Raw genomic sequence first — 3,169 nt, forward strand, 5'->3', positions numbered from 1 at the left:
GATGTAATTTTGTCACACTAACCATTTTTAGTTACCCAAATCCAAGGGGGTCAATATGACCGGAATGAGGGGTCAACATCACCGGAATATCTACCATTACCTCACTACCTGTAAATACTTTGATTGTTCTATTCATTTTTGTCATATTAGAAATTTATAATTGAGTTACATTTCTACGTATTTATTTGATTCCACACTTATACTCCTTTATAAATATTAATCAGATGCCTGATTTCAATATTGGCTGGCAACGGCCTGCCGCATGGAGCCTAATAGTACTTAACCTTACTGACTTCCAAACTAAGCTAAGCCAAAGCGCATATTTTGTTTTTATATTTTTATTTTTATGTCAAATCAAAGATTTGGTGGTGATTGCCGAAGCTACAAACCAACCAAAATGAGCCGGCTCAATTATGCTTTATTAACCATTGTTGCGCATAGTTGATTCTTAATCTGGATAATAATCTTTTAAAACCTTCTCTACACATAAGTCTAGCTCGGAATAGAATTCTGCAAAAAGCCCATTCTCATTTTTTGAATTCTCTTCAATTTCTTTAATTAATTTATTATCCTCAGAAATTTTACTTTTAAGTTCAGGTTGGATTTGAACAGAAAAATCATCTTTATGTCTGAAACTTTTGGGATTATATTTCACGTTCAGCATGTTTAATTTATCCGCTGAATTATGCATCACTGCTTTCAGAAATTCTCTTCCTGGTTTTAAAGTTACACCACCATAAAATTCATTTGTTAAAGCTTTAATCAAGGATTTCAATTTTATATATTTCTCCTTTTTGTTAGTTTTTGAGGTAACTATTGATTTCAACTGAATTTCCAATAAATCATTACTCTCAATAAATTTGTTATTTTCAATTCTAAAGGATAAATATTCAAGTATAGGTTGATTAAAAACAACATATTTGTGCTCTATGATAATGAGTCGAATTGCTTTTTTTATTAGAGCTGATATTATTACATATCTAATTGTACACTTTGTCAAGTCAAACCAATGTTCTATCTCCCATGCTGAAAATGGATGTTTCCAAATAATTTCCTCATTCAGAATTAATAAACTCGGATAATCAAAATTGCATTCATTTCCTAGCGATAGTTCGCCTAATTCAACTTTACTGTTTTTATAGATTATTAAATTTCCTAATCGCATTGTTTTATTCTCTAGCATCAATCTTCCTGTTTTAGTCAGGATCTGTGCATCGTTTCGAGATAAAGCCAACGTTAAGACTATGAAGTCATGGCGCTTTTTTCGTGGTGTCGTGTCAACCGAAGGAAAGACTCGACGATAGAGACAAGTGTCAAGACGAGCAAACCGCGCCATGCTTTATTAGCCATTGTTGGCGCAAGTTTTTATATGTTTCTCGTAAATCTCCTGACTAACAGGCATATTATTAACAAAATACCGATAAGGAGTACTTAATATCCTTTCTATTATATTATCTCCTTCTCTTATATATTCTGTTTTTAATGTTGATTCTTTATATGCAGTTCCATTTTCTGAATATTCTATGAATTGAAACGGAACCGTACCACTTTCAACTACAGAATAGGTTTTAATGGATTTAATATTCGAATTTGAGTAGTATTCTATTAATAACTTTGGTTGGTCATCTGTTATTAGATATTGTTCGCTCTTCACTTTATCTGCATCATAATATTCAACTTCATATATAGAGGTAGTGCTTGAGTACTTAGCATACTTTAAAATTCCGCTAGAATCCCATTTTTTAACAATACTATCACGAACTTCCTTACCGTATATTCTTTCACTAGCTAAAACACCAGTTTTATGATACTTCTGGGTAGTTCCGATTTCTTGTCCGTTCCTGATATTTGCAGATAGAAAAAGCTTTGTTTTTTCTTTATCAAAATAGACAGACCATTTACCATCTTCAACATCTTTAAGCTTATAGATTGTATCTGTAAAAAAGATTATTTGTTTAATTACTTCAGCATCATATACTGTTGCTTCATGCTCTTGAGTATAGCTATTAATATTAGATATAAATATTAAACTAAGTACTAAATACAATCTTCTCATTTGAATTACTTGTTATAATATTGAAAAATAAAATTCTAAGTTGCTTTTTAAATTTGCGCCAACGTTTTGCTGGATGAAGTCGTGGCGCATTGGTCGTGGTGTCGTGTCACCCAATAGGGGGACTAAGACGGTAGACTAAGGTGTCAGGACGAGCAAACCGCGCAATGCTTTATTCCAGCGGGTTGGCTGGCGTTTTTATTTCTTTGTTAATTGATATTGATAGAATTCGGCGGCGATTTCTCTTATATCTTCGTGAATTCCTTTATTTTCACTTATTTCTCTTAATAAGTCTATATAATTTTCGCTGTTTCCCGATTCAATTGAATTTATGTGTCGATTTAAAAGCAAGACTGAAGTATAGGTCGGTCTTGTTTTGTTTGTCTCAATTAAGATGTCATTATATATTGAATACTTGGGTTTATCAATGTCTTCAAGTAAATGAATAAAAGTCCAATTTTCTTCAAGTTCAGGAGTTTGATTCTTCAAATAGTTAAAAAATGAAGTTATTAGTCTTGATTTATCTAAGTTATTAATATTTCTTATTTTGTATATTTTATCTCCAATTGCTTCAAAAAAACTAATTATTTCAGCGTCTTCCGTGTCTGAATCTACGTAATAACCTTCAATTTCTTCAATAATTTTTTCTAAAGTCATATTTCTTATAAGTTCTTTAATACTTGTTTGAAGCTGTGTGGTTTAATGCCCGCCAAATTAGAAATATATCCACCCTTAAAATGTATCCGTCATTATATTACGTATACATAACCATTGGGGTGTTGTAAGCGTCATTGACTTACGTTTATATTTGCTATGTATTGTATTTCCGTTATTTATAATTATAGTTCGAATATACAGATTTAACAGTCAAAGGTTTCAATTTTAGGGTAAAAAGTTATTTGCAAAGAGCTGAGAGTTGAGAGCAGAGAGCGAAGTGCATGGTGCAGAGAGCTATGAGACAAGAATAAAGGGCTAAGTGAAGCAATAGTTAGTTACCTGGCTCCAGTAAAACTTAAGACGAAGTGGAATTGCAATAAAAAACTAGACAAAAAGTTAAGCCACATTTCTGATAACCACCTTTCCATACTCATCAGGTGTTTGATAGTTTAAATAAGA

Annotated in this window: 4 protein-coding genes; 1 reads left to right on the plus strand and 3 read right to left on the minus strand. The window is 31.9% G+C overall.

What is annotated here, in order from left to right:
• Positions 1-224 precede the first annotated feature (224 nt).
• Entirely contained in the window at positions 225-401 is a 177-nt protein-coding gene (locus tag OM075_RS24615) for a hypothetical protein (protein ID WP_301193220.1), read from the plus strand.
• 47 nt (positions 402-448) lie between these two features.
• On the opposite strand, the gene OM075_RS24620 is transcribed toward OM075_RS24615, so the two are convergent.
• From OM075_RS24620 to OM075_RS24630, 3 genes are all read right to left on the minus strand, one after another.
• Entirely contained in the window at positions 449-1,336 is an 888-nt protein-coding gene (locus OM075_RS24620; RefSeq protein WP_301193221.1) for a hypothetical protein, read from the minus strand.
• A 6-nt stretch (positions 1,337-1,342) separates the two neighbouring features.
• The gene (locus tag OM075_RS24625; protein WP_301193222.1) at positions 1,343-2,056 is read right to left on the minus strand and encodes a hypothetical protein; all 714 of its coding nucleotides are present in this window, start codon (positions 2,054-2,056) and stop codon (positions 1,343-1,345) included.
• A 195-nt stretch (positions 2,057-2,251) separates the two neighbouring features.
• Positions 2,252-2,710, minus strand: coding sequence for a hypothetical protein (locus OM075_RS24630; protein ID WP_301193223.1), 459 nt, complete (start codon positions 2,708-2,710; stop codon positions 2,252-2,254).
• Positions 2,711-3,169 lie beyond the last annotated feature (459 nt).

This window comes from Plebeiibacterium sediminum (assembly GCF_026013605.1).
Classification (GTDB): domain Bacteria; phylum Bacteroidota; class Bacteroidia; order Bacteroidales; family Marinilabiliaceae; genus Saccharicrinis; species Saccharicrinis sediminus.

Excerpts from the sequence above, each read along its gene's own strand:
- OM075_RS24615 (WP_301193220.1), top strand. The coding sequence starts at position 225 with ATGCCTGATTTCAATATTGGCTGGCAACGGCCTGCCGCATGGAGCCTA.
- OM075_RS24620 (WP_301193221.1), bottom strand. The coding sequence starts at position 1,336 with ATGGCGCGGTTTGCTCGTCTTGACACTTGTCTCTATCGTCGAGTCTTT.
- OM075_RS24625 (WP_301193222.1), bottom strand. The coding sequence starts at position 2,056 with ATGAGAAGATTGTATTTAGTACTTAGTTTAATATTTATATCTAATATT.
- OM075_RS24630 (WP_301193223.1), bottom strand. The coding sequence starts at position 2,710 with ATGACTTTAGAAAAAATTATTGAAGAAATTGAAGGTTATTACGTAGAT.